The sequence below is a fragment of the Methylophilus sp. genome, from assembly GCF_008015755.1.
Taxonomy (GTDB): Bacteria; Pseudomonadota; Gammaproteobacteria; order Burkholderiales; family Methylophilaceae; genus Methylophilus.
Genome location: NZ_SSGF01000018.1, coordinates 208,075 through 234,650 on the forward strand (window position 1 = coordinate 208,075; position 26,576 = coordinate 234,650).

23 protein-coding genes and 1 riboswitch are annotated in these 26,576 nt (G+C 51.0%); of the genes, 11 read left to right on the plus strand and 12 right to left on the minus strand.

Going from position 1 to position 26,576, the window contains the following annotated elements; genetic code table 11:
* Window positions 1-58: 58 nt before the first annotated feature.
* The 9 genes from leuS (at window position 59) to E6Q52_RS08365 (ending at window position 9,055) form a co-directional block, all read left to right on the plus strand.
* Entirely contained in the window at window positions 59-2,674 is a 2,616-nt protein-coding gene (gene leuS / locus E6Q52_RS08325) for a leucine--tRNA ligase (RefSeq protein ID WP_292820979.1), read from the plus strand.
* Between the two features lie 13 nt (window positions 2,675-2,687).
* A complete protein-coding gene (gene lptE, locus E6Q52_RS08330; RefSeq protein WP_292820981.1) occupies window positions 2,688-3,206 on the plus strand; it encodes an LPS assembly lipoprotein LptE in 519 nt (172 codons plus the stop codon).
* Window positions 3,207-3,208: 2 nt separating this feature from the next.
* Window positions 3,209-4,252 (plus strand): DNA polymerase III subunit delta, encoded by a 1,044-nt coding sequence (holA, locus tag E6Q52_RS08335; RefSeq protein WP_292820983.1) that lies wholly within the window; start codon window positions 3,209-3,211, stop codon window positions 4,250-4,252.
* 23 nt (window positions 4,253-4,275) lie between these two features.
* Window positions 4,276-5,532: a glutamate-5-semialdehyde dehydrogenase gene (locus E6Q52_RS08340; protein WP_292820985.1), complete on the plus strand. Its 1,257-nt coding sequence runs from the start codon at window positions 4,276-4,278 to the stop codon at window positions 5,530-5,532.
* Window positions 5,533-5,613: 81 nt separating this feature from the next.
* Window positions 5,614-6,261 (plus strand): nicotinate-nucleotide adenylyltransferase, encoded by a 648-nt coding sequence (gene nadD, locus E6Q52_RS08345; RefSeq protein ID WP_292820987.1) that lies wholly within the window; start codon window positions 5,614-5,616, stop codon window positions 6,259-6,261.
* A gap of 108 nt (window positions 6,262-6,369) precedes the next feature.
* Window positions 6,370-7,413: a DUF4238 domain-containing protein gene (locus tag E6Q52_RS08350; RefSeq protein ID WP_292820989.1), complete on the plus strand. Its 1,044-nt coding sequence runs from the start codon at window positions 6,370-6,372 to the stop codon at window positions 7,411-7,413.
* Between the two features lie 195 nt (window positions 7,414-7,608).
* Entirely contained in the window at window positions 7,609-7,989 is a 381-nt protein-coding gene (locus tag E6Q52_RS08355; protein ID WP_292820991.1) for an antitoxin Xre-like helix-turn-helix domain-containing protein, read from the plus strand.
* The gene (locus tag E6Q52_RS08360) at window positions 7,949-8,662 is read left to right on the plus strand and encodes an RES family NAD+ phosphorylase (protein WP_292820993.1); all 714 of its coding nucleotides are present in this window, start codon (window positions 7,949-7,951) and stop codon (window positions 8,660-8,662) included. The genes E6Q52_RS08355 and E6Q52_RS08360 overlap by 41 nt, the downstream gene beginning before the upstream one ends.
* A 141-nt stretch (window positions 8,663-8,803) precedes the next feature.
* On the plus strand, window positions 8,804-9,055 hold the full coding sequence (locus tag E6Q52_RS08365; protein ID WP_292820995.1) for a hypothetical protein: 252 nt from the start codon (window positions 8,804-8,806) through the stop codon (window positions 9,053-9,055).
* Window positions 9,056-9,115: 60 nt separating this feature from the next.
* On the opposite strand, the gene yfaE is transcribed toward E6Q52_RS08365, so the two are convergent.
* The 3 genes from yfaE to nrdA all read right to left on the minus strand — a co-directional run bounded on the left by yfaE (window position 9,116) and on the right by nrdA (window position 13,175).
* A complete protein-coding gene (gene yfaE, locus E6Q52_RS08370; RefSeq protein ID WP_292820997.1) occupies window positions 9,116-9,529 on the minus strand; it encodes a class I ribonucleotide reductase maintenance protein YfaE in 414 nt (137 codons plus the stop codon).
* Between the two features lie 22 nt (window positions 9,530-9,551).
* Window positions 9,552-10,685 (minus strand): class Ia ribonucleoside-diphosphate reductase subunit beta, encoded by a 1,134-nt coding sequence (nrdB, locus tag E6Q52_RS08375; RefSeq protein ID WP_292820999.1) that lies wholly within the window; start codon window positions 10,683-10,685, stop codon window positions 9,552-9,554.
* A gap of 210 nt (window positions 10,686-10,895) precedes the next feature.
* A complete protein-coding gene (gene nrdA / locus E6Q52_RS08380) occupies window positions 10,896-13,175 on the minus strand; it encodes a class 1a ribonucleoside-diphosphate reductase subunit alpha (protein ID WP_292821001.1) in 2,280 nt (759 codons plus the stop codon).
* A gap of 169 nt (window positions 13,176-13,344) precedes the next feature.
* A riboswitch (cobalamin riboswitch) is annotated at window positions 13,345-13,567 on the minus strand.
* Window positions 13,568-13,896: 329 nt separating this feature from the next.
* On the opposite strand from nrdA, the gene E6Q52_RS08385 reads away from it, so the two are divergent.
* Complete coding sequence (locus E6Q52_RS08385) at window positions 13,897-15,168, plus strand: OmpP1/FadL family transporter (RefSeq protein ID WP_292821003.1); 1,272 nt, start codon at window positions 13,897-13,899, stop codon at window positions 15,166-15,168.
* A 59-nt stretch (window positions 15,169-15,227) separates the two neighbouring features.
* Here the strand turns inward: E6Q52_RS08385 and metE are convergent, their stop codons facing one another.
* Window positions 15,228-17,516 (minus strand): 5-methyltetrahydropteroyltriglutamate--homocysteine S-methyltransferase, encoded by a 2,289-nt coding sequence (gene metE / locus E6Q52_RS08390; protein ID WP_292821005.1) that lies wholly within the window; start codon window positions 17,514-17,516, stop codon window positions 15,228-15,230.
* A 108-nt stretch (window positions 17,517-17,624) separates the two neighbouring features.
* Between metE and E6Q52_RS08395 the strand changes: the two genes are divergently transcribed.
* Window positions 17,625-18,512, plus strand: coding sequence for a LysR family transcriptional regulator (locus tag E6Q52_RS08395; RefSeq protein ID WP_292821007.1), 888 nt, complete (start codon window positions 17,625-17,627; stop codon window positions 18,510-18,512).
* Window positions 18,513-18,539: 27 nt separating this feature from the next.
* On the opposite strand, the gene hflX is transcribed toward E6Q52_RS08395, so the two are convergent.
* The 8 genes from hflX to E6Q52_RS08435 form a co-directional block, all read right to left on the minus strand.
* Window positions 18,540-19,880, minus strand: a complete 1,341-nt coding sequence (gene hflX / locus E6Q52_RS08400) for a GTPase HflX (RefSeq protein ID WP_292821008.1) — start codon at window positions 19,878-19,880, stop codon at window positions 18,540-18,542.
* A gap of 240 nt (window positions 19,881-20,120) precedes the next feature.
* Window positions 20,121-20,327 carry an AbrB/MazE/SpoVT family DNA-binding domain-containing protein gene (locus tag E6Q52_RS08405; RefSeq protein ID WP_292821010.1) on the minus strand — a complete coding sequence of 69 codons (207 nt, stop codon included), beginning with the start codon at window positions 20,325-20,327 and terminating at the stop codon, window positions 20,121-20,123.
* Between the two features lie 80 nt (window positions 20,328-20,407).
* A complete protein-coding gene (locus E6Q52_RS08410) occupies window positions 20,408-20,632 on the minus strand; it encodes a CopG family transcriptional regulator (RefSeq protein WP_292821012.1) in 225 nt (74 codons plus the stop codon).
* Window positions 20,622-20,885, minus strand: a complete 264-nt coding sequence (locus E6Q52_RS08415; RefSeq protein ID WP_292821014.1) for a BrnT family toxin — start codon at window positions 20,883-20,885, stop codon at window positions 20,622-20,624. Before E6Q52_RS08415 ends, E6Q52_RS08410 begins: the two co-directional genes overlap by 11 nt.
* Window positions 20,886-20,962: 77 nt before the next feature.
* Window positions 20,963-21,511 carry a transposase gene (locus tag E6Q52_RS08420; protein WP_292821016.1) on the minus strand — a complete coding sequence of 183 codons (549 nt, stop codon included), beginning with the start codon at window positions 21,509-21,511 and terminating at the stop codon, window positions 20,963-20,965.
* A 148-nt stretch (window positions 21,512-21,659) separates the two neighbouring features.
* The gene (locus E6Q52_RS08425; RefSeq protein WP_292821018.1) at window positions 21,660-21,884 is read right to left on the minus strand and encodes a hypothetical protein; all 225 of its coding nucleotides are present in this window, start codon (window positions 21,882-21,884) and stop codon (window positions 21,660-21,662) included.
* A 169-nt stretch (window positions 21,885-22,053) separates the two neighbouring features.
* Window positions 22,054-23,436: an efflux transporter outer membrane subunit gene (locus E6Q52_RS08430; protein ID WP_292821020.1), complete on the minus strand. Its 1,383-nt coding sequence runs from the start codon at window positions 23,434-23,436 to the stop codon at window positions 22,054-22,056.
* Window positions 23,426-26,536, minus strand: a complete 3,111-nt coding sequence (locus tag E6Q52_RS08435) for a multidrug efflux RND transporter permease subunit (RefSeq protein WP_292821022.1) — start codon at window positions 26,534-26,536, stop codon at window positions 23,426-23,428. The genes E6Q52_RS08430 and E6Q52_RS08435 overlap by 11 nt, the downstream gene beginning before the upstream one ends.
* Between the last annotated feature and the right edge of the window lie 40 nt (window positions 26,537-26,576).

Genomic DNA, 26,576 nt, shown 5'->3' on the forward strand with positions numbered 1-26,576 from the left:
TGCCTATCAGTTCTCGGGTATAATTAGTGCTTCGTTTAGTCACTTTCAAGCCACGCACATGCAACAGCAGTATCCATTCAAAGAAGTCGAACAACAGGCACAACAACATTGGGAGTCCAACCTGAGCTTTCAGGCCAAGGCAGAGAGCAATAAACCCAAATACTACTGCTTGTCTATGTTCCCCTACCCCAGTGGCAAATTGCATATGGGGCATGTGCGCAACTACACCATTGGTGACGTGTTAAGCCGTTATCACCACATGAAAGGCTTTAACGTATTGCAGCCTATGGGTTGGGATGCGTTTGGTCTGCCTGCTGAAAATGCGGCGATTCAAAATAATGTGCCGCCTGCGCAATGGACCTACGACAACATTGCCTATATGCGCAAGCAGTTGAAGTCACTGGGCTTTGCCATTGACTGGAGCCGTGAACTGGCGACCTGCCAACCCGACTACTACAAGTGGAACCAGTGGCTGTTTTTACGCATGCTGGAAAAAGGCATTGCCTACAAAAAAACCCAGGTGGTGAACTGGGATCCGGTCGACCAGACCGTGCTGGCTAACGAACAGGTGATTGATGGCCGCGGCTGGCGGACTGGCGCAGTGGTTGAAAAACGCGAAATTCCTGGCTACTACCTGCACATCACTGGCTACGCCCAGCAACTGCTGGACGACCTGGACAAACTGCCAGGCTGGCCTGAGCGTGTGAAAACCATGCAAGCCAACTGGATAGGCAAGAGTGTGGGCGTGCGTTTTGCGTTTCCGCATGAGATTAAAAATAACGATGGCCAGCTGATTGATGACGGCAAACTGTGGGTATTTACCACCCGTGCTGACACTATTATGGGCGTGACTTTCTGTGCCGTCGCCGCTGAGCATCCACTCGCCACACATGCCGCACAAAACAACCCGGCCCTGCAAGCGTTCATTGAGAAATGTAAGCAAGGCTCAGTGATGGAAGCCGATATGGCGACCATGGAAAAAGAAGGCATGGACACCGGCCTGACCGTGGCGCACCCGATCACCGGCGAACAAGTGCCAGTCTGGGTCGGTAACTACGTGCTCATGACCTACGGTGAGGGCGCCGTGATGGCCGTACCTGCGCACGACGAGCGTGATTTTGGCTTTGCTAAAAAATACAACCTGCCGATCAAACAAGTGATTAGCGTGGTCGACCAAAGTTTTGACCTGGATGGCTGGCAAGAATGGTATGGCGATAAAGCCAAAGGCGTCTGTATACACTCTGGCAAATATAACGACCTGAGCTATACACAAGCCATTGATGCCGTGGCGGCCGACCTGGCTGACAAAAATCTCGGTGGCAAACAAACCAACTGGCGCCTGCGCGACTGGGGCGTTTCACGCCAGCGCTACTGGGGCTGCCCGATTCCTATCGTCCACTGTGATAGCTGTGGCGATGTGCCAGTGCCAGACGACCAGTTACCAGTCAAACTGCCAGAGGACTGCGTGCCCGATGGCTCAGGCAATCCGCTCAACAAACGCGAAGACTTCTTGAACTGCGCCTGCCCAAAATGTGGCCAGCCAGCCAAGCGCGAAACCGATACCATGGACACCTTTGTGGACTCCAGCTGGTATTACGCGCGCTATGCTTCCGGCTTTAGCCCTGACGCCATGGTCGATGCCCAAACTAATCACTGGATGCCAGTAGACCAATATATTGGCGGCATTGAGCACGCCATTTTGCACCTGCTGTACTCACGCTTCTGGAGCAAAGTGATGCGCGACCTCGGCCTCGTCAACTATGACGAGCCGTTTGCCAACCTGCTGACGCAAGGCATGGTGCTTAACCATATTTTCTCTCGTCGCACCGCCAAAGGCGGCATTGAGTACTTTGCACCAGAAGAAGTCGAACTGGTACAAGATGCCAACGGTAAAGTGACTGGCGCCAAATTGCTGAAAGATGGCTCAGCCATCGATTATCAAGGCATAGGCACCATGTCCAAGTCCAAGCGTAACGGCGTCGATCCGCAATCGCTGATCGAGCAATACGGTGCTGACACCGCGCGCTTCTTTATGATGTTTGCCGCACCGCCAGAACAAACGCTGGAGTGGTCAGACAGCGGCGTAGAAGGTTCGCATCGTTTCCTAAAGCGCGTGTGGAACTTTGGCTATGCTTTATCGCAAATTCAGCCTGCTGACTTACCAAACAAACTCACCGGCGAACTTGCCAATCACAGGCGCGAAATCCACACGGTGCTGAAACAAGCCAATGTGGACCTGGCCAAACTGCAATTTAACACCGTGGCCTCAGCCTGCATGAAAATGCTCAACACGCTGGAAAAAGTGCAAAAAGAAGCCGACAAAGACTGGCAAGCCGTGGCCTTTGAAGGCTACAGCATCCTGTTGCGCGTGCTGTCACCGATTGCACCACACGTGACGCAAGTCATGTGGCAAAGCCTTAAGCTGGGCGCAGATATTCTCATCGCCAAATGGCCTGAGCCAGCTAACGCAGCCCTGGTGCAAGACGAAGTCGAATACGTCGTGCAAGTGAACGGCAAATTGCGCGGCAGCATCAGCATCCCTAAAAGCATGGTCAAAGAACAGATTGAAGCGACCGCCGTGAATCAGGACTTCGTACAGAAGTTTCTCAACGAAGGCAGCGTGAAAAAGATTATTGTGGTGCCTAACAAACTGATTAATATTGTGGTTGCTTAAAGAAAGGATGACTATGCTGCTTTCACACCTGACACCATTTCTGCCAAAGCGCTTTTGGCAAAATAGTGGCTGGCTATTGTTGATCGTGGCGTTATCCTCCTGTGGCTTCCAGCTCAGGCAGCCCAACCCGGTGTCATTTAAATCAATTCAACTCACAGGCAAAACCAAAATCACCACAGCACTCAAAAAGAGTTTGAAAGAACAAAATATTCAGTTGGTGGAAACAGCAGAAGAAGCTGAGCTGCAGGTGGAGCTGATTCATGAAGAAAATGAAAAACGCATTTTGTCCCTGAGTGGTACCGGTGTGGTGCGAGAGTACGAGCTTTATTATCGTGTGCAATACCGCACCAAGGCCAGTAACGAACCTACATGGGGCTTACCTCTGGTGATGGAAAGCCGTCGCGACTATACCTACAATGACTCTAACTTGCTGGCCAAACTGGCAGAAGAAAAACGCTTGACTGAAACCATGCAGACGGACGTGCTCAACGGCATCATGCGCCGCCTGTCTGCCTTGAAAAAAGCGCAATAACCATGCGCATTCAGGCAGCGCAACTGGCTCAACACCTGCCGCCAAAACAGCATTTGTTTGTGTTGGCAGGGGATGAGCCGCTTTCAATCACAGAAGCCATCGACCAGATACGTGCCGCGGCCCGCCAGCATGGTGCGCAAGAGCGTGCCAGTTTTAGCGTAGAGCGTTATTTTAACTGGGGGCAGGTCAGCCAGTTTTTGCAAAGCTTTTCGCTATTTGCCGAGCAACGTATCCTCGAAATCAATATCCCGACCGGCAAACCCGGCGTTGAAGGCGCTAAAGCCTTGCAACAGCTGGCCGAGCTACCCGTTGCCGATACCACTATTATCATCACCCTGCCCGCCCCAGACCGCGACATGACGAGCAGTGCCTGGTACGAAGCCTTGTCACAACATGGCGTGCTGCTGGTGCTTAACCAGGTGCCGCTGGCGCAACTGCCAGAGTGGATTGCACAACGCCTGGCCATGCAGCAACAAAGTGCCGATGAAGCCTCACGACGCTTTATTGCAGAGCAGGTTGAAGGTAATTTATTGGCGGCGCACCAGGAAATCCAGAAGTTAGGGTTGCTTTACCCGCCCGGCCCTCTTTCTGAAGACGCCATCCGCCAATGCGTGCTTAACGTGGCACGGTTTGACGTGTCGCAGCTCGGTGAAGCTATGCTGCAAGGTGACCAAAGCCGCGTGTTACGTATTATTGAAGGCCTGCGTGAAGAAGGTGAAACTGCCGTCGCCGTGATGAACCCGCTGGTGTGGTTGTTCCGCCCCTTATTGCAAGTACGGCTCGCCATGCAAAACGGCCAAGCCGTGCAGGCTGCCTTAAGCCAGGCCAGGTTATTCGGTGACCGCCAGACACTGGTTAAACGCGCATTGGAATTTTTACCGCAAAAACATATCGAAGCTGCTTTGCAGAAATTGTCAGACATAGACCGCATGGCAAAAGGCGTTGGTGATGGCGATGCCTGGCTGGAGCTTTCCCGCTTATGTAGTGGTATTGCGCGTATGGCGGCGAATAAATCCGCCAGATCAGCCGCCGCAAGGCCTCGTTAAGATTTTAAGATAGAATGATGGTTATGGACATTCAACACTACATGAAACAACTGGGTGAGCAGGCTCGTGCTGCTTCTCGCTTGATGGCAAAAGCTGACACCAATACCAAAAATCAGGCCTTGCGCAATATTGCCGCCCTGATTCGTCAGCATGAAAAAGCGCTTTTGGCCGCCAACCAGCAAGACCTGGACGCTGCCAAAGCCAACGGCATGGAAGCCGCCATGCTAGACCGCCTCACCTTAAGCGAAAAGTCAGTCGCGACCATGGCCGAAGGCTTAGAGCAAATCGCCAGCCTGCCAGACCCGATTGGCGAGATGAGCAACTTCAAATACCGCCCTTCCGGCATCCAGATCGGCCAGATGCGCGTGCCACTTGGCGTGATTGGCATTATTTACGAAGCGCGTCCAAATGTGACTGTCGATGCCGCTGGCTTGTGCATTAAATCCGGTAACGCTTGTATTTTGCGTGGTGGCTCTGAGGCCATTCATTGCAACCAGGCGCTGGCCAAGCTCGTGCACCAAGGCCTGCAACAAGCGGGCTTGCCACAAGCCGCCGTGCTAGTGGTCGAGACGACAGACCGCGCTGCCGTGGGCGAACTCATCACCATGAAACAATATGTAGACGTGATTGTGCCACGCGGTGGCAAAGGCCTGATTGAGCGCATCAGCAACGACGCGCGCATTCCAGTCATCAAACACCTGGATGGCAACTGCCACGTGTATGTGGATGACGAAGCCGATTTTGACAAAGCCCTGCGTATTCTGGAGAACTCCAAGACGCAGCGCCTGGGCACCTGCAACACTGCAGAATCATTACTGGTCGCGCGCAGCATTGCCAACACCGCCCTGCCAACACTGGCTGCGATGCTAACCAGCAAAGGCATCGAAATCCGCGGCTGCGAAGAAACGCGCGCCCTGGTGCCACAAGCCATTGCCGCGACTGAAGAAGACTACTACACCGAATACCTTGCAGCGATTATCTCCTGCAAGGTGGTGAGTGGCGTGGACGAAGCGATTGAGCATATCAACAAGCACTCCAGCCAGCACACCGAAGCCATCGTCACCGAGAACTACACCAAAGCGCGCCAGTTCCTGCGCGAGGTCGACTCCAGCAGCGTCATGGTCAACGCCTCTACCCGCTTTGCGGATGGCTTTGAATACGGCTTTGGTGCCGAAATCGGCATTTCTACCGACAAGCTGCATGCACGCGGCCCAGTCGGTTTGGAGGGATTAACATCGTTGAAATATGTGGTGCTAGGTGACGGCCACGTCAGGGCCTAACGCATGAATTGGGCGCATCACGCATAGTGGTGATGCCCGATTGATACAGTCTGACCGCGATGCTTTGAAAGAATCACTACGATGGAAATCATAGGCATTTTTGGCGGGACTTTCAATCCTATCCACAACGGGCATTTAGCGCTGGCGCAAACCGTGCTCGACACCCTGCACTGCACGCAAATCCGCTTTATTCCAGCAGCTGTTCCACCGCATAAAGCAACACCCGCCGTCACCGCACAACACCGCGCCGCGATGGTGCAATTGGCGATACAAGACCGCCCGCAATTCGTACTCGATACCTGCGAGCTAGACCGCCAGGGCACTTCGTACACCATAGAAACCCTACACCTATTGCGCCACCGCTTTCCAAGCCAGGCCCTCTGCCTGATCATGGGCCAAGACAGTTACCAAAAACTACCCACCTGGCGCCGCTGGTTAGCGTTATTAGACTATTGCCATATATTAGTCGTACACCGTGCAGATCGTGAAAAAACCTTATTCTTGCATCCAGAACATGAGGGTAAGTTGATAGATATCGCAACAGCGCCAGAAGCGTTTGCCGCACAAGCGAACGGCCTGATCAGTTTTCTGCCAATCACGCCGCCAGATATTTCCTCTACGCGCATTCGTGAGCGGTTAAGTCAGAATGACGACACTGTGATCACTGAAATACCACCACAGGTATTTAGCTATATACAGCAGAATCGTTTATATAAAACTGTCGATTAATTGCAGCAGATTTGCGCATACCAATCAAATAGGTAGATACTTATTTAAGTTGCCAGCCTAAGGATAGAATGTAGTTTTAAAAGACCTGATCCCATTGATGCTGCAAACATGACTAACCCACTGATTGTTAGAAATCACTATGTTCCACAATCCTATCTAAGGAGATGGCAGAACTCAGATAGGAAAGTCATGGTTTATAGAACTTTGGTTAGTCATGTAAATTTACCAATCTGGAAGCCTTACTCCACCTCAGCTATCGCCTATCACAGCCATCTATATACACAAATTATAAATGGCAAGGAAAATGATGAACTAGAAAGATGGTTCGCTAGAGAAATTGAGGCCCCAGCTAGCAGGGTCATTGATAAAGCAATCTCTGATCAAAGGCTATCCAAAGATGATTGGCATATTTTAATCAAACTTTTAGCTGCACAAGATGTTAGAACTCCATCTAGGATGCGCCAACATATTGAATGGGGAATAAAGTCAGCTTCGGATGTTTTAAATGAAGTTTTAGAAGACGTTAAGGAAAAATTGGAAAAAGGTGAATTGACTTCGATAGATCAAGAAGCAGAAGGCTATGAAAAAAAACCAAACTACTTTCCTCTAAAAGTGATTACTGAATCTTGTCCAGATAGTGACATCGCTACATTAAGAGCAGAGACCTTCATTGGTAGAAGCTCATGGATTCATTCAATTAAACATCTATTAGAAAACACATCTCAAATTTTATATAAACATAAATGGTCTATTGTGAGACCAGCTAAAGGCTATTATTGGTTTACCAGTGACAATCCTGTAGTGAAACTCAACTACACTGACCATCTAAATTATGATTTATTAGGTGGCTGGGGCAGAGAAAAAGGCAACATTATTTTTCCAATTGGGCCAGAACATGCGTTGTTTGCAGAAATCGGTGGAAGACCTTTTCCAAAAGGCGCTCGGCTAAATCTAAACCTAACATTACAGTTTAGAAAATTCATAGCTGAAAACTCACATAGAATGATTTTTAGTTTTTATGAAGATACTGATGTACCTCGCCTTAAAAGCAGAATTGTCGATAACGAACAAGTGAAAAATGAACGTGAGGAAATACTAAATTGGCATTTAGCGAATGCTCATTTGGAGCGCGAATACTTTCACTCCAAATGAGTTAAAGATAATACAAGTGTAGAGTTAAGCAGCCACTGGAAGTAGTGGAGTTTCTAAGGCTTGAATAAACTTATCACAATGCTTTTTAATATATGACTAGATAGATATCTGCTAAATAACGCCTCTTAGCCACATTAATATATTTTCTTTAGAAATAATTTTGAATTATAATTTCTAAAGAAAGATTAATGCGTTATGACAACTGCAATTAAAGAAACAGCGATTAAACCCGATGCCGCGCATGTATTAAGCAAAGCGGTAGGCCGAGCTGCCCAGCGTTTACAGCTTTCACGTGCAATGCTGGCGACGATTCTGGGCTTGAGTCCGGCAACGATTACGCGGTTGTATGATGGCAAATACATTCTTGACCAGAAGCGTAAAGAGTGGGATTTTGCGTTGTTGTTTGTGCGCGTATTCCGCTCACTGGATTCAATAGTGAGCAATGATGAAACGGCGCGGGTGTGGTTGAACAACCATAACTTGGCCTTGAATGCACGCCCGATTGATCTGATTTCTCAAACGGAAGGCTTGGTGCGTGTCGTACACCACCTGGACACCTCACGCGGTCTCGTCTGAGGCGTTTGCCTGGCGGGGTTTGGCTTGGCGTATGGTGGAGGCACAGCATGTGGCTTCGACCATGAAGGTGGTCGATACTGCTGCTGAGCAGAATATTCTTGAAGCATTGCTCGATCACAGCAAGCCTGCTTACCCTGACACGACGGCAAAGCTGGACTATCTGCTGGCGACCCCGTTTCGTTACCCAACGCGCAAAGGCGGCTCACGATTTAGAGGGGCGAATGACCCTGGTGTGTTTTATGGCGCGGAATCGGTCGCCACTGCAGCGGCTGAACTCGGTTACTGGCGCTGGCGGTTTTTAATGGATGCGCCTGCTCTGACGCATATTGAACCTGTAGCACACACTGCGTTTCAAGTCGCACTCAAAGCGCAAGCGGTGGACTTACGCAAACATCCTTTTAATGCAGATGCAAGTTGGGTGCATAAATCCGATTACGGTCCGACCCAGGCCTTTGCACAATTAGCGCGAGAGGTCGCGCTGGGTTGTATTGTGTATCAATCTGTCCGCAATCCAGACGCGGCATGGTGTGTGGCGGTATTAACGCCAGAGAGCTTTGCCGAGCCTAAACCCAGGCCAGACACCCAAACCTGGTGGTTAGCGGTGGGCCAATACGAGGTAATTTGGCGCAGAGATCGGCAATCATTGACCTTTCAAACTGACCGCTGGAAGTGAAGTTAGCACGTTAATGATAGGTGTTTTATGCAAAAAACCCCTTAAATTGTTGAATTAACGATATAAATACTATCTTTACAATGTATACAACCCTAAAAAACTTTGATATGTTACCGATATATCACAATAAATATGATGCGTATGCATCAAATAAACATCGGGGTGACATTGAAAATGATGGATATGTCTGGAAAATATTTGTATAGCATTCGCAGTGCGAATGGCGTGTTGGTTGAAAATTTGCAGATTTTTGGCAAGTCGCGCAAAGAGGCTGATGCTAAGATTAGGCAGATGTATTGGCGCTGCGAGATTTTGAGTTGCAGCCTGGTAGGCGATGCGAGTGGGCGCACACCGAACCTGAAAATGCAATGGTTACGGCCTAAGGCTGCGTGAATAACATGCTTAAAAAAAGGCGCTTGGTTTCAAGCGCCTTTTTTTTGTCTGCGAGTTTATCTAAAACAACGACAGGTTACTCGCACGCACATTATTCCTGACGACTTTTCTCTGCAGCAATTTTTTCACTGGGCTAGCACTTGCAGCAAACGAGGCTTCATCAAACAGCGATTGTTGCGCCGGGAACATATCGTCTTGCATCTGCGCGGTTTGCAGGTCAAACCGGAGTTCGCATTCTAACCACAGGTCAGATTTCGGCACGCAACAGCATGGCAAAATTTCATCGGCGGCGGTAAACGCCAATGGCAGCTCAACGTAATCGACTTCACCATCTAGCATGCGTACGCGGCAGGCACCACAATAGCCGCTGCGGCATTGATACTCTACTTCGTGGCCGGTGCGTTCGAGGCCTTCGAGGAGGGTTTCTTGCGGGAGCAGGCTAAAGCGGCTGTGCTGGCTGCGGATGCTAATCACTGGTTTAGATGACCACTACTGTTTATAACTCAAAGCCGTTCAAATCGTCGGCGGATACTTCAGAATCAATCTGACCAATCAGGTATGAGCTGAGTTCGACTTCTTGCGGAGCGACTTGTACCGTGTCTGACGCGAGCCAGGTGTTGATCCATGGAATCGGGTTATTTTTGGCGCCAGGGAATGCGGGCGGCAAACCCACAGACGCCATGCGGCTATTGGTGATGTATTCGACATACTGGCACAAAATATCTTTATTGAGGCCAATCATGGAGCCATCTTTAAACAGGTATTCTGCCCATTCCTTTTCTTGCTCGGCGGCTGTTTTAAACATCTCAAAACACTCGCTGTGCAATTCAGTAGCAATTTCGGCGAACTCGGGGTCGTCCTGGCCAGAGCGCATGATATTGAGCATGTGCTGGGTGCCGGTGAGGTGCAAGGCTTCGTCACGCGCAATCAGGCGGATGATTTTGGCGTTACCCTCCATCACCTTGCGCTCGGCAAAGGCAAACGAGCAGGCAAAGCTCACATAAAAACGAATCGCTTCGAGAATATTCACGCTCATCAGGCAGCGATATAGCAGTTTTTTCAGTTCACGCTTGTTGACTGAAATGGTTTCGCCATTAATGACGTGATCGCCCTCACCCAGTTGCGAATACAACATGGTCTGATGGATCAGCTCATCGTAATAATGGGCGATGTCAGAGGCGCGTGCAGTAATGTTGTCGTTACGCACGATGTCGTCAAAAATAATAGATGGATCATTGACGATGTTGCGGATGATGTGAGTGTAAGAGCGCGAGTGGATGGTCTCGGAAAACGCCCAAGTTTCAATCCAGGTCTCAATTTCAGGCAGTGACACCAAAGGCAACAGCGCTACGTTTGGGCTGCGGCCCTGAATCGAGTCCAGCAGCGTTTGGTATTTGAGGTTGCTGATAAAAATATGCTTTTCGTGCTCAGGCAAGCCTTGGTAGTCGGCACGGTCTTGCGACACATCGACCTCTTCCGGACGCCAGAAAAAAGACAATTGTTTTTCGATCAGCTTCTCGAACACCGGATATTTCTGCTGGTCATAACGTGCCACGTTGACGGGCTGACCAAAGAACATCGGTTCTTTGAGCTGTTCGTTGTCGATTTTGGTAAAGATACTGTAGGCCATGGCCGTGTTCCTAATGTTTAAGTGTTATTCTCAAACTGTTTTTAAAATCTACTCATAACCCCACTGCAATAAGCATTTCATCAGTGAGCGAGCGGGATAAAGTGCAAGGCGCCCGGCGCACAGAAACCGCAATGTACAAGGAGTACATCAGGATTTCGAGCACCGCACAACATTGCAATTTGCCCGCGCAGCCACTGAGTCAGCGCTTATTTAAATCTTGCAGGCACCGCTGGCACAACCATCGTCCTCTGCCTCAGTGCCACCTTCGGTCGCCCCATCGCGGGTGTTGTGGTAATACAGCGTTTTAATGCCCAGCTTGTAAACCTGCAACAGGTCTTTCAGCAGTTGCTTCATTGGCACACGGCCACCTTCAAAGCGGGTTGGGTCGTAGTTGGTGTTGGCAGAAATAGACTGGTCAACAAACTTCTGCATGATGCCCACCAGCTTGAGGTAACCCTCGTTGTTAGGCATTTTCCACAACAGCTGATACTGGTCACGCAGGCGGTCAATCTCTGGCACCACCTGGCGCAAGATACCGTCTTTAGACTGCTTGACCGAGACCAGGCCACGCGGTGGCTCAATGCCATTGGTGGCGTTAGCAATCTGGCTGGAGGTTTCTGATGGCATCAGCGCAGTCAAGGTTGAGTTACGCAAGCCATCTTTTTGAATCTCTGTACGCAGGCCTTCCCAATCGAGCAGCAACGGCTCATTGCAGACGGCATCAAGGTCTTTTTTGTAGCTATCAATCGGCAAAATGCCTTTGGCGTAGGTGGTTTCGTTAAACGCACCACAGGGGCCAAATTCGCGCGCTAACTGCACAGAGGCTTTGAGCAGGTAAAACTGAATCGCCTCGAAAGTACGGTGGGTCAGGCCTAATGCGTTATCGCTGGTGTAGTTGGTGCCATTTTTAGCCAGATAGTAGGCGTAGTTGATGACGCCCACACCCAATGAACGGCGTTTATTGGTGGCGTTCAATGCCGCTTTGACCGGGTAATCCTGGTATTCAAGCAGCGCGTCGAGTGCACGCACCACTAAGTCGGCCAGGCCTTCCAGCTCATCTAATGACTCTAGCGCGCCCAGATTAAAGGCAGACAAGGTACACAAGGCGATTTCGCCTTCGGTGTCATTAATGTCGTTCAATGGATTGGTCGGCAGCGCGATTTCCATGCACAGGTTAGATTGACGCACCGGCGCCACAGCCGGGTCAAACGGGCTATGTGTATTGCAGTGGTCTACGTTCTGGATGTAGATACGGCCTGTGCCGGCGCGCTCTTGCATCATCAGTGAGAACAAGTCTACCGCAGGCATGGTGCGCTTGCGGATGCTGTCATCGGCTTCATATTGGGTGTACAAACGCTCGAACTCATCCTGGTCGGCAAAAAACGCGTCATACAAGCCAGGCGTGTCATGCGGTGAGAACAAGGTGATGTTCTGGCCCTTGATCAGGCGCTGATACATCAGGCGGTTGATCTGTACACCATAATCGAGGTGACGTACGCGGTTTTCTTCTACCCCGCGGTTATTTTTAAGCACCAGCAGAGACTCGACTTCCAGATGCCACAACGGATAGAACAAGGTGGCTGCCCCGCCACGCACACCGCCCTGTGAACAAGACTTCACGGCAGACTGAAACAGTTTGTAGAACGGCAAGCAGCCCGTATGTTGCGCTTCGCCGCCACGGATTTCACTGCCCAGGGCGCGGATACGGCCGGCATTGACGCCGATGCCGGCACGTTGCGACACATATTTCACAATCGCGCTGGTGGTCGCGTTAATGCTATCGAGGCTATCACCACACTCAATCAGCACGCAAGAGCTGAACTGTCTGGTGGGCGTACGTACGCCGGACATAATTGGCGTCGGCAGTGAGATTTTGAAGGTAGACACCGCATCATAAAAACGCTTGATGAAGTCCAGACGCGCCTGACCTTTGTAGTTAGCAAACAGGCACATGGCGACCAAAATATACAAAAACTGTGGGCTTTCGTAGATTTTTTTAGTCACCCGGTTTTGCACCAGGTATTTGCCCTCCAGCTGCTTGACCGCAGCATAAGAGAAGTTCATGTCACGCCAGTGGTCAATATAACCATTCAACACGTCAAACTCTTCGCGGCTGTAATCCTGCAACAGGTGCTGGTCGTATTTGCCCAGCGCAGTCAGGTTGGTCACATGGTCAAACAGATGCGGCGGCTCAAACTGGCCGTAAGCAATCTTGCGCAGGTGAAAAATAGACAGGCGTGCCGCCAGATATTGATAGTCTGGTGTTTCTTCAGAAATCAGGTCAGCCGCGGATTTAATAATGGTTTCATGAATGTCATCGGTACGAATGCCGTCATAAAACTGGATATGGGAGCGCAACTCCACCTGGGAGACCGACACATTGTTCAGGCCTTGTGATGCCCAATCAATCACGCGATGAATTTTATCGAGATTGATCGGTTCCTTGCGGCCATCTCTTTTTGTGGCCTGCATGGATTCGTATTTTGACATTAATGGCTCCCAGTCCAGGAAGCGAGGGGTCGCACAGCAAAGCGCATTCAAGCCGGGCAACACCCGGGCCACCGTGCATGGTAAACATGCACGCGCTGAAAGGCTAGTATGACAATCAGTTTTAACAATAGACCAATTGCATCTGCCGAGGACACCCCGCCTCAAACGTTAACAATAAAAATTTCACGGCAGGTCTCCTGGCTCTCAGGTCGTCATTATTTGCTTTCGCCTTCCCGAATTTCTTCAGTGGCATGCATGGCAGCAAACAACTCGCTGATTACAGTTGCGGGGGCAGCCCTGGCTTGATGACTCCTGTGCGGCTTCACGCACCAGGTTCCCTATTAAATACAGAAGAGGACGCTCTTCTGCATACCGTATGGATGCGACTATAAAACAATATCTATGGTTTTTCAATTATCAAAAACACAATATATTGATTTATTTCCCTTGACAGTGAGCAACTGATTGTTTTTATTAAAGAATATTTTTTCGTGACAGAGACAGATACTTTAGCAACGATCAGCAGGCCATTCGCAACGCGCAAAAGACAGCGCAAGTGATCACTTTGATGGGCAGCGCCTAGCAGTTTTTAGGCCTGATAAAGTCACTGTTGCTTTTAAGTCAACCCTAGAAAAACCCTGTCATTACCTCGCTATTTACGCTACACCGAGGAGGCGAATTATGCGACATTATCTACCATCAATAAAAATTTAAACACGCTATGGCTGCTATCCATCATGACACCCTGCGCATGGTCACCCTGCTCACCCTGGTTGTGACTTGCACTAGCGCACACGCCACCAATGGCATCAACCTGATTGGCTTTGGCGCCGAATCGACCCTGATGGGCGGCGCCGACGTGGCCGTGGCGCGCGACACCAGCGCACTCAACACCAACCCGGCCGGACTGACGCAGATCAAGGCGCCTCTGCTGGATATGTTTGGCTCCGTGCTGCGCACCACCGACCTGGTGCACAAAGACCCGCGCAACGAAGAACACGCATCTAATCGCTATACCTTTTTGGGCGGCGGCGGCTATGCCAGGCCCCTGGAGAATTCGGATTGTACGGTGGGCATCGGCTTATTCGCACAAGGTGGTGCCGGTGGCGTGTTCGACAATTTGCGCACGCCGTTTGGCAACCGCGATGATTTGTCGTCACTGTTTGGCATCGCCAAAATCATTCCCGGCATCGGCTGCCAGGTGAATGAAAAGCTGTCATTGGGCGCCAGCCTGAATCTGGTCTATGGCAGCATAGAACAAGACTTTTTCTCCAACACCTCTTTCAGTGCCGGCAGCACGAATTTTGCGGGCTATAAATTAGAGGGCGCCTCTGCCATCCGCACTGGCTTTAAGTTAGGCATGCAATATAAGTTGACCCCGACGCTGACACTGGCAGCGGCTTATACAGAAAAGACCGAGCTGCCGATGACTGGCGGTACGCTGGTCGCTGATTACGCCACCTTGGGAAAAGTGAAATATGCGGATGCCTCAGTCAAAGGCTTCGCCTTGCCGCGCGAAGTGGCTGTCGGGCTGGCATTCAAACCAACGGACGAATGGTTGCTATCATTTAAATTGAACTGGCTCAATTGGGACGATGCGATCAACGACATCACGCTGCGCGCCACTAAACCTAACAATGCCGCCGCACCTGCTGTATACCCTTTCCCAATAGCTGCTGCCGACTGGAAAGATCAGTGGGTAGTCGCTTCCGGTGTGGCCTACAAGTGGGATGACAGAACGACACTGTATGCAGGCCATAACTATGGCAAAAATCCGATTCCACGGCAGAACTCCAGTCCATTATTGGCAGGCATTCTGGAGCATCACCTCACCTTTGGTGCGGCACGCAAAATTGACCAGCACTGGCTGATGACAGGCGGCGTGGAGTGGATGCTGCCAGTCAGCGTCAAATACAATAGCCCCTTGCTTGGCGACTCAGAAATTCGCAACGAGGCAATCTTCTTGCACTTTATGCTCAGCCGTCGCTGGTAGAGGATTGCAGGTCAAATGGCCATGCGCTTGTTAAGAAGCATGGCCATTTAAACCCTTGGCTAAGCCGCGCGCAAAGTGTGTGCAGCCGCCACCATATTGGTCAACGCCGGCAGTACCTCCGCCCACTGCCTGGTTTTCAAGCCGCAATCCGGGTTCACCCACAAACGCTCGGCAGGGATGCGTTCAGCCGCTTTTTGCATCAATTGCATGATATGTTGCTGCGTCGGAATATTGGGCGAGTGAATGTCATACACGCCAGGCCCGATCTCGTTGGGGTAGTTAAAGTTATCAAACGCATCCAGCAGCTCCATATCCGAGCGTGAAGTCTCTATCGTAATCACATCAGCATCCATGTCGGCAATCGCGGCAATAATGTCATTAAACTCGGAATAACACATGTGGGTATGAATCTGCGTTTCGTCCTGCACACCGTTAGCCGTGATGCGGAAAGATTCCACTGCCCATTGCAGATACTCCTTCCATTGCGATTTGCGCAAAGGCAAGCCCTCACGCAAGGCGGCTTCATCAATCTGGATCACGTGAATGCCTGCTTTTTCCAAATCGAGCACTTCTTCACGAATCGCTAATGCCAACTGGTAGCAACTCACCGCACGTGGCTGATCATCGCGGACAAATGACCAGTTGAGGATGGTCACCGGGCCCGTCAACATGCCTTTCATCGGCTTGCGGGTGAGGGATTGCGCATACTTGATCCACCCCACCGTCATCGCTTGCGGGCGGCTGATATCGCCAAACAGGATAGGCGGTTTGACGCAACGCGAGCCATAAGACTGCACCCAGCCAAACTGGCTAAACGCATAGCCATCCAGTTGCTCGCCAAAGTATTCCACCATGTCGTTACGCTCGGCTTCACCATGGACCAAGACATCCAGGCCCAGTGACTCCTGCTCACGCACGCTACGTTCAATTTCAGTTTTCATCGCCTGCTCATAACCCGCCAGATTTAATGACCCGGCCTTGAACTGGCTGCGCGCCTGGCGAATCTCCGCCGTTTGCGGGAAAGAACCGATCGTCGTCGTTGGATACTTGGGCAACTTGAGCAATGCCGCCTGTTTCTCTGCACGTTGTGCATACGTACTCTGGCGTTGCCCCAGTTGCGGCGTCAGGGTTTCCAGCGCGGCTTTCACCTGCGGGTTATGCACACGTTTGGAGGCGCGGCGGGCGTCAATCGCTACCTGATTCACCGCTAAAGCCACTTTCACCGCTGCGCGACCGAGACTCAATGCCGTGGCCAATACCTGTAACTCTTCCAGCTTTTGTTTGGCAAAGGCCAACCATGACTTGACCTCGGCATCCAGTTTGACTTCGCTGTCGAGATCCACCGGCACATGCAGCAACGAGCACGAAGGCGCCAGCCACAAACGCTCACCCAAACGTTCGGCAATCGGCTCCAGCCAATCCAGCGTGGCATTCAAATCTGTTTTCCAGATATTGCGGCCGTTAATCACGCCCACAGACAGCACTTTGTGTGCAGGCAGCATGCTGATCAAAGGCACGACTTCACTGCGCGCATGAATCGCATCCACATGCAATCCGGCGACGGGCAGATTCGCCGCCAGGTATTGGTTATCCGCCAACGGCCCAAAATAAGTCGCCAACAGCAGTTTGATGCGGCAGCTCTTCAACTGGTGATAAGCCAGGTTAAACGCATGCTGCCATTCAGCCGTCAGTTCAGTCACCAAAATCGGCTCGTCCATCTGCACCCACTCCACGCCCTGCGCAACCAGCGTTTCCAGCAATTCGGTATACACTTGCAACAACTGCGGCAGCAGCGCCAGGCGATCCGAATCATCCTTGCTTTTGCCTATCGCCAGATAGGTCACCGGGCCGATAATCACCGGCTTGGCTTTCACCTGCTGCGCTTTTGCCTCAGCCAGTTGCGCCAGCAAACGCGTCGCATCCAGTTTAAATTGCGTCTCCGCAGTAAACTCCGGCACGATATAGTGATAATTGGTATCAAACCATTTGGTCATTTCCCCTGCCGCCACGCCGCCACAACACTGCGCATGGTCTTCGGCAGACTGGGCAGAGCGGCCACGCGCCACACGGAAATAGTTATCCAGCGCATCACCATGAAAATCTTGCACGCGCGCTGGCAGGTTACCCAGGGTAAAACTCATGTCCAGCACCTGGTCATAAAACGCAAAGTCACCCACAGGTGCCAAGTCCAGGTTAGCTTGCAACGCCCAATTGTCACGACGCAAATCTTGCCCGACCTGCTTTAATACATCCAGTGAAGACTGTCCTTTCCAATAAGCCTCTAAAGCAAATTTCAATTCGCGTTTTGCGCCTATGCGCGGAAATCCCAGGTTGTGTATCGTCGCCATGCCAGCCTCGTGTGTGATCGTTAAAGAACACACATTCTAGAAAACACAAATCATGAAGTAAAATGGTATTATTTCAACAATCAATTACTTTTATTCATGGATTAAATCATGATAGAGCGTATCCATTTGGCAATCATCCGTGAAGTTGAACGACAAGGCTCGTTGACCGCTGCGGCAGAAAAACTATTTCTCACCCAATCAGCCCTCAGCCATTCGATCAAAAAACTGGAGCAGCAACTCGGCACTGATATTTGGCTACGTGAAGGCCGTAGTTTGCGACTGACACAAGCCGGGCAATATTTACTGGCAGTCGCCAACCGATTATTACCGCAACTGTCACTCGCCGAAGAACGCTTGCGCCAGTTTGCCCAAGGCGAGCGCGGCACCTTGCGCATCGGCATGGAATGCCACCCGTGTTACCAGTGGCTGCTCAAGGTCGTCTCGCCTTATTTAGCCGACTGGCCGGATGTGGATGTAGATGTCAAACAGAAGTTCCAGTTTGGTGGCATAGGCGCCCTGTTTGGCTACGAGATCGATATGCTGGTCACGCCGGACCCGCTGTATAAACCCGGCCTGAAATTTGTGCCGGTGTTTGACTACGAACAGGTGTTGGTCGTGCATCGCCAGCACGCACTCGCCCGGGCAGAATATGTCAGGCCAGACCAACTGAGCAGCGAAACGCTGATTACCTATCCGGTTGATATAGATAGACTGGATATCTACAACCAGTTTTTACAACCCGCAGGCATCAGCCCACAGGTACACAAACCGATTGAAACCACTGACATCATGCTGCAAATGGTCGCCAGCGGCCGCGGTGTCGCCGCCTTACCGCGCTGGCTGGTGGAGGAATATCAAAGCCGTTTTGAGGTGGTGCCGGTGAAGCTAGGCAAACAAGGGATCCCCAAGCAGATTTACTTGGGGATTCGTGAAACAGAAGTGCAGATTGATTATGTGCAGGCGTTTATTGCACTAGCCCAAGGCAAGAAGTGCTGAGGCACCCTAGAGAGCCTCAGCGAGGCCTTACTCTAGCGAGTTCAATTGCTCACGCAAGCTTTCAATGTCATTAGGCTCGCCGCGCACACTAAAGAAAGTGCCTTCATCGACCGAGCGCTCGCCCAACACCTGACAAGTGCTATAAATTTTGCCGCGGAGCTGTTGTGCTGACCAGGGCAGAAAAAGCTCGGCCTCAACCAGGTCTTGCTGAAAAAAGTCGATGATGTGCTGGCGCAACCTGGCGACTTCATCAGGCCGACGCGCACTCATGACGATGCAATCCGGGTACTTGAGTCGCAATGCTGCTTCACACTCAGCTTGTGCCACGGCATCACCCACGTAGTCAATTTTATTAAATACGCGAATACGCGGCACCACGTCGGCGTCAATTTCTGCAAGCACTTGATCAGTCACTGCGAGCTGGCGCTCAAAACCAGGGTCACTGGCGTCAATCACGTGCAGCAGTAAAGCCGCATCCAGCGCTTCATCCAGCGTAGACTTAAAACTGGCCACCAGATCGTGTGGCAAGTTTTTAATAAACCCGACAGTATCGCTGACCAATACCCGTGGCACACTCTCTGGATACAGTGCGCGCACGGTGGTATCGAGCGTGGCAAACAATTTATTCGCCACCAGCACCTCACTGCCTGTGAGCGCGCGCATCAAGGTAGACTTACCAGCATTGGTGTAGCCCACCAGCGCCACATTCGCCAGCGTCTGCCGTTCTTGACGGCGTGCACGCTGCGTCCTGCGCTCGCCATCCATCACGATGATTTCCTGTTGCAACTCGGCAATGCGGTCTCGAATCTTGCGCCTATCCAGCTCAGTATGCGACTCGCCTGCCCCGCGACCACCGGCGCCACTACGTTGCCGACCTTGTGGCCCAGCCAGCTTGGCCGCTTCACGCAAACGCGGCGCCATATAGCCCAACCGAGCGATCTCCACCTGCGCACGCGCCGCACGTGAGCGGGCATTGCGGTGGAAAATTTCCAAGATCACCATAGTGCGATCCATCACCTCGCAGCCAACCTCTAACTCCAAATTACGCGCCTGCGAAGGCGAAATTTCGTGGTCTACCAATACCGCTTCAATAGGAGGCACCGCGCTATTGAATGCCTGCGACTCGCTCTGATCAGCCACACTGCGTACATACTCACGAATCTCTTCGCGCTTGCCCACCCCAAGATAGCCAGTAATATCAAAGCCCTGACGCTTTTGCACAAACGTGTGCACCACCTTGTAGCCCAGAGTTTTAGCCAGTTCGCGCAACTCGTTGAGCGAGGCTTCAAACTCAATATCGCTGACAGTTGGCAGTTGAACGGCAGCCACAACGGCGTGCATCTCAGGCGCTTTTATTTCACTTTGCATTAGGGGATAAGGTCTTTATGAATGTGTGAGGGCAGATAGTACCTGCAAAAGCGAAAAGCACCACTATGTGCGGTGACATAAAGTGTTAATCAATGAGTTCGCCAACGTGACTTAGGCAGACGCATAGGGCGGACTCGTTTACAGTCCGCCGTATGCCCAATGCTTACGCGGTCTAAATCTGGGAACAATTACTTTTGATTGTCGGCGAGTTTTGCACAACGCAGATTAGCTTCTACTCGGTCAAAACGAAAGCTCTCTGGCAATCGCCCCCCGAAACACGCGCAACTGCATAAGCATTTCTTTCGCATGCTTTGGTTTAATCACATCTGAGCAACGCTCACCAGCTACATACAAGCTAATATTGTCGCCCTCTTTAATCTCAAAAGCTTGTACAAAACTGTGAGGCAGTTTGACAGCTAATGAATTACCCCGTTTTTGTACACGCATAAAACTAACCTCGCTCATTGATAACATGTACTAAGTATGGAGCGAAATGGAATGCCACAGGCAAGTAACTCACATAGACTTTAGGCAGACTTTTCAAGACGCTCTGCAAGCCACACTTTAATGATTGATTGCCTGGTCACACCCAACCGCACAGCTTCCCGGTCAAGAGACTCAATCATCCATGCAGGAAAATCGACATTCACCCGTTTTTGCGCTTGCATAGTGCGTGTTGCTTTTGATAAATCCAGCGCAGCAGTGATATCAACGCCTTCATCAAACTGCTGCTCAAAATCTTTAGCTTTCATAGAGTGCTACCTCCTCGGTACGTGAGCGACGAACAGAAATAAGCCTGATATTGAATCCTCGGTAAGTAATCACGGCAGACCAATGCTTGCCGTTGATCAGTCCGATTATCAGATATCGCGGTTCATCTTCAGTTTTTGCGGGGATTTCCAGTAATCGGGAATCATCCCATAGCGCCTGAGCATCTATAAAATTAATGCCATGCTTCTGAAGATTGGCCTGACTCTTTGCCTCGTCAAACTCAAAAGTGATCATAGTATAAAAAATATACCTTTATTACACCAAATGCAAGTCCCGTAGGGTGGGCAACTCGTTGCCCACGCGTAAACTAATTATCCGTCACCAAACGTTCCCTCCACAAAGTCTAGCCCAACACCCCAACGCTCATCATAAACGCCCGCTTTAACATATCGGTGAAATGTTGAATAAGGCCAGTCTTTCACATTATTCACCAAGCCATGCTTAAGCGGGTTGAAATGCAAGTAATCCATATGCTTTGCATAATCGTTATCATCGCGAATTTGATGCTCCCAATAACGGCGTTGCCAAATGGTCAATTCACGATGTTTTGTTTTGGATGCTGACATCCATTCAGTATGGTTTAAACGCGCACGGCAAGCACGGCTCACATAACGTTTGATGAGTTGCCAACGAAGCGCAAAGTTTGCATCATTGGGTGGTAGCGTCCATATGGAATGAATGTGGTCAGGCAACAAAACCCATGCGTCGATTGTAAAAGGATGGTCAGTGCGGACTTTTTGGATGGCATGTTTTAACGCATCACGCACATCCTCATCACAAAGAAATCTTTGTCTACGGTAAGTCACAACCGTGAAAAAGTAAGTTGCTCCAGCAGTATTCGCGCAACGATAACGTGACATGGTGGAATTGTGCGTGAGTTTTAACGCGTGGGCAACGAGTTGCCCACCCTACTTGGCTAACGTTTGACATAAGGGGCTTGCTTTTGCAAGTCCAACTTGATGGAGTGGTTTGGAGTTTTAACTAAGGAAATAGACATGATAAAAAATATTAGTGCGCGCCTTGCGGTGGTATTTTTACCGATAGCGTTTCCTGAATGGTTTTGCACTGATTCAGACAATTGCGTAATGTTTTTACTTCGTTCGAAGGAACGACAATATATGTAGGTATGCCCGATAGATAAAACCCAATATTTAAGTCCCCTTGCGGTGAAATTCCAAAATTAAACGGGAGTTGAACGTCTAAAGTCATGCCTTTATTTTCATTGTCTTTCATGAATACCCCTAATATGAAAGCGGGCATCCTAGATGGCGCTTTATTTTGCGTCATGGATGCATGATGATTGAAAACGAATAAATTTTACTTAACATTTTCAAATGATTATTAAATTTTAGTGCATCCTAAAATACAAACCCAAACCCGTCAATGACGTTTTTGTGAAGCTTTAGCTCCCGCCTAGCGCCTTATACAGTCCCACCTGATTCTGCAACGCCTGTTGTCGTATCTGCACAAGTTGAGACTGCGCATCCAGCACACTGCGTTGTGCATCGAGCAACTCCAGATAAGTCACCAAGCCTTGATCTAGCTTACGTTGCACAAGTTGCAAACGGCTACTTTCCAGTTCACGCAAGCGATTTCTAGCAGCGGTTTCTTCACTAATCACGGTGCGTGTGCTCAGAACATCCATCACGTCTTTAAACGCGGTTTGGATGGTTTTTTCGTAATTGGCCACTTCTATACGTTGGCGTGTTTCGGCCAGGTTGAGGTTGGCTTTATTGCGGCCGTAGTTAAAAATCGGGATCACCAGTTGCGGACTAAAGGCCCAGTAGTTGCTGCCGGTGTCGGAAAACAGTTTGGAGAAGTCTGAATTGACCAGGCCGATATTGGTGGTGAGTTGCAGGCGTGGGTAAAACGCGGCCCTGGCGGCACCGATATTGGCATTAGCGGCTTTGAGCTGATGCTCGGCGGCGCGGATATCGGCGCGTCTGGTCAGCAAGCTTGAGGGCAAGCCAGCTGTGACGTCGGCCAGTTTCAAATCTTCCAAAGGCTTAATCACCAATGGTGTGCGCTGTGATGATTCACCCAGCAGTAAGTACAAGGCGTTTTGTGTGGTGGCGAGCTGGCGCTGCCATTGTGCTTGTTGCGCCTGCACTTGTTCGACCTGAATTTGGGCGGCTTTCACGTCTAGAATTTGATCTAGCCCAGCGTCAAAGCGGCGTTGTGTACGCTGCAATGCTTGTTGCCTGTCAGTCAGGGTTTGCTGTGTCACCTTGAGTTGTGCATGAATAGCCAGCCAGTTGACGTATTGGGTGGCGATTTCGGTAATCAGAGTGGCTTGTACCGCTTGGCGGTTTTCGGTCACGGCCAGATATTGCTCCAGCGCGGCTTGCGATAGGCTTTTGACGCGGCCGAATACGTCAATTTCGTAGTCTGAAATCCCCACGCCTACACGATATAGTTCGGCCTCAAAGGCCTGGCTGGAACTGAACACGGTGCGACTGCGGTCGTAATTGAGATTGCCTTGTATGGCGGGCAAACGGTCGGCTTTTTGCACACCATAAGTTGCTTTCGCTTCGTCCATACGTAGCACCGCGGTTTTGAGGTCGCGGTTATGCGCCAAACCGACTTCTATCAGCTTTTGTAAGTCTGCATCGGCAAAATAGCTTTGCCAGGTGAGTGGTGGTGCTTCGGTCACGGATTCATCGCTTGGCTGACCTAGGTAAGCCTCAGGCACAGGCGCGGCTGGCCGGAAATACTCGGGCACCAGCGAGCAACTGCTCATTGCAAATGCCAGTGCGACCATGGTTAAAAGACGACTAAACTTCATGTGACACCCTTTGCGGTGCGGCTGGCTTTTTCATCCAGCGCCCCACCACCATAAAAAACAACGGTACAAAAAAGATCGCGAGCAAGGTGGCGGCAATAATGCCGCCGAGCACGCTGGTGCCAATGGCGACTTGCGCACCAGACGCTGCACCAGTAGAGAATGCCAGCGGAATCACGCCGACGCCAAACGCGAGTGAGGTCATCACAATCGGCCGCAAGCGCTCTTTGGCTGCCAGCAAGCTAGCCTCCAGCAATGGCATGCCTTGCAAGACGTGTTCACGCGCAAACTCGACAATCAGAATGGCGTTTTTAGCAGACAAACCTATGGTCGCGATCAAACCCACTTTAAAGTAGATATCGTTAGGCAAGCCACGCAAAGTCACGCCAAGTAATGCGCCCAATACACCCAGTGGCACCACCAGCATCACCGCAAACGGAATCGCCCAGCTTTCATACAAAGCGGCCAGTACCAGAAACACGATCAAAATCGACAAACCGAACAGCATGGCAGCCTGGCTTCCTGACTGCTTCTCTTCCAGCGATTGCCCGGCCCATTCAAAGCCTATGCCTTTACCCAGGCCTTGCACCAGTTTTTCGATCTTTTGCATGGCGTCGCCACTGCTATAGCCCGGCCCGGCACCACCATTGATATTAAATGACGGAAAGCCATTAAAGCGCGTGCGTTGCGGTGTGCCCATGGCCCAATCCAGCGTCATGATGGAAGACAACGGCACCAGGCTGCCATCGACGGCTTTGAGGCGAATCTTTTTAATATCTTCCAGCGTCTGCCGTTGCTTGCCGTCTGCCTGAATCAACACCCGACGCACTTGGTTGCCATAGACAAAATCACCGAGGTAATTAGAGCCCAGCAAGGTAGCCAATGAGTCGTTGATTTCATCCAGCGAAATGCCCAAGGCACTAGCCTTGCTGCGGTTAAGCTGCATATTGACCACCGGCGTATCGTACAGCCCGGCAAACAACACATTGGCCAATTCAGGATGCTTGGCCGATTCGGCAATCAGCTGGTCGCGTGCCTTCATCAAGGTCTCGATACCCACGCTGGCGCGGTCGACCAGCTTCATGTCAAAGCCACCCACACTGCCTAACTCAGGTAATGGCGGCGCATTCATGGCAAAAATACTCAAGTTAGGGCGACCATAAAAGTGCTGATTGACGCGGCTCACAATCGCCTGCACTTGCTGTTCAGCCTTGGGCCGTTCTGCCCAATCTTTAAGCGTAATAAACAGCATGCCGCTATTGGTGCTGGTGCCGTAGAAGCTAAAGCCGCTGACTTCAAAAATAATATCGACCGGCTCGTGCTGCTGGATGTAACGGCTCATACCGCCCAGCACGTCGGCGGTTTCGGCCAGCGTCGCGCCTTGTGGCAAAGACACCATGACCATAAAGTTACCCTGGTCTTCTTCGGGCAAAAACGCCCCCGGCAAACGCATAAACAGCCAAGCCACCAACGCGACGATCAGGCCAAACACCGCCAGCCAGCGCAATGGCTTGCTGAGCAAACCACCGGTCAGGCGGGTGTAGCGCTCTGTCAGGCACTGAAAACTGCGGTTAAACCAGACAAAAAAGCGCGCTTTGGGGCCGGACTCATGCCGCAGCAGCGTGACACACAAAGCAGGGGTGAGTGACAACGCCAAAAAGGCCGAGAAGCTGATCGACACCGACAAGGCCAATGAAAACTGACGGTAGATATTACCCACCGCGCCACTGAAAAAGGCCATGGGGATAAACACCGACACCAGCACAGCGGTAATCCCCACCACGGCGCCACTGATCTGCGACATGGCTTTCACCGTCGCGTCATAAGGCGATAAACCTTCATCGACAATCAGGCGCTCGACGTTTTCAACCACCACAATCGCGTCATCGACCAAAATACCAATCGCCAGCACCACACCAAACATGGTGAGTACGTTAATCGAATAACCCAGCCAATACATCACGGCAAACGTACCCATGAGCGCAATCGGCACGACGATGGTCGGGATTAGCGTGGCACGCAGGTTTTGCATAAATAAATACATGACCACAAACACCAGCAGCACGGCTTCGATGAGTGTTTGAATCACTTTTTTAATCGAGATAGACACAAACGCTGAGGAATCATAGGACAGCTGAAATACCACGTTTGGCGGAAAATAGGGCTGCATTTGCTCCATCGCCGCTTTCACGCGCTTGATGGTTTCAACCGCATTCGAGCCCGGTGACAACTTGATCGCCATGCCGGCAGCATTCTTGCCGTTGACTTTAGAGCTGTAGGTATAGTCACTGCTACCCATTTCTACGCGTGCCACATCTTTCACCAGCAAGGCCGAGCCATCCGCCTGGCTACGAATCGGCACATTGGCAAAATCGTCTACGGTTTTGAGTGTGGCTTCAGCTTCGAGCGTGACGCTCAGTGGTGTACCTTCCGGCACGCCACTGGCGCCCACCTGCCCCAAGGTCAGGCGCGTATTGTAGCTACGCAAGGCATTGGAGATTTCGGTCACGCTGACATTTAAACCCGCCATTTTCTGCGGATCCGGCCAGATGCGCATGGCATATTCAGGGCTAAATGATTGCACTTTACCCACGCCCTGCACGCGCTTGAGCGTAGGCATCACCGTGGCCGATGACAGCTCTCCGAGGTCTATTTCGCTATAACGGTTATCTTCTGAGGTCAGCGATACGATTAACTGAAAACTATCTGCCGATTTTTCGACCAGAATACCGCTACGACGCACGATTTCCGGCAAGCGCACCTCCACACTTTTGAGGCGGTTTTGCACGTCCACCGCTGCCAGATCAGGATTGGTGCCTTGTTTAAAGGTGACACTAATCGAGGCCATGCCCTGGTTGCTGGTGGCAGACACATACATCAGGCCAGGCATGCCGTTCATCTCGCGCTCAATAATCGAGGTCACGGTTTCTTCAACGACTTTGGCAGACGCGCCAGGGTAAGTGGCAGCAATGTTGACCACGGGCGGCGCAATGTCAGGATACTGCGCAATCGGCAATTGTTTAATGGCGATGAGGCCCGCCAGCACAATCAGGATGGCAATCACCCAGGCAAAAATCGGGCGATCAATAAAAAAACGACTCATGGCCTGCTTCCCTTATTTGAGGCTAGTGTAAGACCGTGTC

Coding starts and splice junctions, on each gene's coding strand:
- leuS (WP_292820979.1), top strand. CDS start 59: ATGCAACAGCAGTATCCATTCAAAGAAGTCGAACAACAGGCACAACAA.
- lptE (WP_292820981.1), top strand. CDS start 2,688: ATGCTGCTTTCACACCTGACACCATTTCTGCCAAAGCGCTTTTGGCAA.
- holA (WP_292820983.1), top strand. CDS start 3,209: ATGCGCATTCAGGCAGCGCAACTGGCTCAACACCTGCCGCCAAAACAG.
- E6Q52_RS08340 (WP_292820985.1), top strand. CDS start 4,276: ATGGACATTCAACACTACATGAAACAACTGGGTGAGCAGGCTCGTGCT.
- nadD (WP_292820987.1), top strand. CDS start 5,614: ATGGAAATCATAGGCATTTTTGGCGGGACTTTCAATCCTATCCACAAC.
- E6Q52_RS08350 (WP_292820989.1), top strand. CDS start 6,370: ATGACTAACCCACTGATTGTTAGAAATCACTATGTTCCACAATCCTAT.
- E6Q52_RS08355 (WP_292820991.1), top strand. CDS start 7,609: ATGACAACTGCAATTAAAGAAACAGCGATTAAACCCGATGCCGCGCAT.
- E6Q52_RS08365 (WP_292820995.1), top strand. CDS start 8,804: ATGCATCAAATAAACATCGGGGTGACATTGAAAATGATGGATATGTCT.
- nrdB (WP_292820999.1), bottom strand. CDS start 10,685: ATGGCCTACAGTATCTTTACCAAAATCGACAACGAACAGCTCAAAGAA.
- nrdA (WP_292821001.1), bottom strand. CDS start 13,175: ATGTCAAAATACGAATCCATGCAGGCCACAAAAAGAGATGGCCGCAAG.
- E6Q52_RS08385 (WP_292821003.1), top strand. CDS start 13,897: ATGGCTGCTATCCATCATGACACCCTGCGCATGGTCACCCTGCTCACC.
- metE (WP_292821005.1), bottom strand. CDS start 17,516: ATGGCGACGATACACAACCTGGGATTTCCGCGCATAGGCGCAAAACGC.
- E6Q52_RS08395 (WP_292821007.1), top strand. CDS start 17,625: ATGATAGAGCGTATCCATTTGGCAATCATCCGTGAAGTTGAACGACAA.
- hflX (WP_292821008.1), bottom strand. CDS start 19,880: ATGCAAAGTGAAATAAAAGCGCCTGAGATGCACGCCGTTGTGGCTGCC.
- E6Q52_RS08405 (WP_292821010.1), bottom strand. CDS start 20,327: ATGCGTGTACAAAAACGGGGTAATTCATTAGCTGTCAAACTGCCTCAC.
- E6Q52_RS08410 (WP_292821012.1), bottom strand. CDS start 20,632: ATGAAAGCTAAAGATTTTGAGCAGCAGTTTGATGAAGGCGTTGATATC.
- E6Q52_RS08415 (WP_292821014.1), bottom strand. CDS start 20,885: ATGATCACTTTTGAGTTTGACGAGGCAAAGAGTCAGGCCAATCTTCAG.
- E6Q52_RS08420 (WP_292821016.1), bottom strand. CDS start 21,511: ATGTCACGTTATCGTTGCGCGAATACTGCTGGAGCAACTTACTTTTTC.
- E6Q52_RS08425 (WP_292821018.1), bottom strand. CDS start 21,884: ATGAAAGACAATGAAAATAAAGGCATGACTTTAGACGTTCAACTCCCG.
- E6Q52_RS08430 (WP_292821020.1), bottom strand. CDS start 23,436: ATGAAGTTTAGTCGTCTTTTAACCATGGTCGCACTGGCATTTGCAATG.
- E6Q52_RS08435 (WP_292821022.1), bottom strand. CDS start 26,536: ATGAGTCGTTTTTTTATTGATCGCCCGATTTTTGCCTGGGTGATTGCC.